This is a genomic window from Streptomyces sp. NPDC005017 (assembly GCF_042873115.1).
In the GTDB taxonomy this organism is placed as follows: domain Bacteria; phylum Actinomycetota; class Actinomycetes; order Streptomycetales; family Streptomycetaceae; genus Streptomyces.
The window spans coordinates 1-1,404 of the sequence record NZ_JBIALD010000062.1 but is presented as its reverse complement, the minus strand read 5'-3'; the positions used below and the strand labels follow the sequence as shown (position 1 = coordinate 1,404).

Genomic DNA, 1,404 nt, shown 5'->3' with positions numbered 1-1,404 from the left:
GGGTCAGTGGGCGGCCACCGGGACCGGGACCTCGTCGCCGGCGCCCTCGCCGGAGGCCACCGGGGTACTGCCCGGCCGGCCCGCGTCGACCAGGGTCAGGGCGATCACGGCGGCGGCCACCAGGATGCCCACCGCGAACCAGATCGCGCTGGTGTAACCCTCCACCATGCCCTCCAGCCGCACCAGCTGCTGCTGCGAACGCCCCGCCGCGGAACCGATGTGGTCGGCGACGTACGCGGTCGTCGCGGACGCCGCGATCGTGTTCAGCAGCGCGGTACCGATCGCACCGCCCACCTGCTGGCTGGTGTTCACCATCGCCGACGCCACCCCCGAGTCCTGCGGCCGCACCCCCTGCGTGGCCAGCGACATCGCCGGCATGAACGCCGAGCCCATGCCCAGACCCAGCAGCAGCATCGCCGGCAGCAGCAGCGCCGCGTACGACGAACCGATCTCCATCCGCGTCAGCAGCAGCATGCCCACCGCCGCGACCAGGAAGCCCGGACCCATCAGCAGCCGCGGCGCGACCCGCGTCATCAGCCGGGCCCCGATCTGCGTGGAACCCGTGATCATGCCCACGATCATCGGCAGGAACGCGAACCCGGTCCTCACCGGCGAGTAGCCCTTGACGATCTGCAGGTAGTAGGTGAGGAACAGGAACAGCCCGAACATCGCGATGATCGCCAGGCCCAGCGACAGGTACACACCGCCGCGGTTGCGGTCGGTCACCACCCGCAGCGGCAGCAGCGGCGCCCGCACCCTGGACTCCACCAGCACGAAGGACAGCAGCAGCACCCCGGAGGCGACGAACATGCCCACCGTCACCGCGTCGCCCCACCCGTCGGACTCGGCCCGGGTGAACCCGTACACCAGCGACACCAGACCCAGCGTGGAGAGGATCACCCCCGGGATGTCCAGCGAGGACCGGTTGCGGCCGCCCTCCGGCTCACGGATCACGAACCACGCACCCGCCGCCGCGACCACCGCGAACGGAATGTTCACGAAGAACGTCCAGCGCCAGTCCAGGTACTCGGTCAGGAACCCGCCCAGGATCAGACCCACCGCACCACCGCCGCCGGCGATCGCACCGTAGATGCCGAACGCCTTCGCCCGCTCCCTGGCGTCGGTGAACATCACCGCCAGCAGCGACAGCGCCGCCGGCGCCAGCAGCGCACCGAACACACCCTGCAGCGCCCGCGCACCGAACATCATCGCGCCGGTCGTGGCCGCACCGCCCAGCGCGGACGCCGCCGCGAACCCGGCCAGACCGATCACGAACGCCCGCTTACGGCCCCACAGATCCGCGATCCGGCCGCCGAACAGCAGCAGACCACCGAACGCCAGCGCGTACGCGGTCACCACCCACTGCCGGTTCCCGTCCGAGATCCCCAGATCCTGCTGGGCCGA

At 71.2% G+C, this 1,404-nt stretch carries 1 protein-coding gene; it reads right to left on the bottom strand.

The genetic code is table 11. The features are described 5' to 3' along the window. Positions 1–3 precede the first annotated feature (3 nt). On the bottom strand, positions 4–1,404 hold a 1,401-nt coding region (locus ACFYR0_RS37760), incomplete at its 5' end, for an MFS transporter (RefSeq protein ID WP_389338919.1).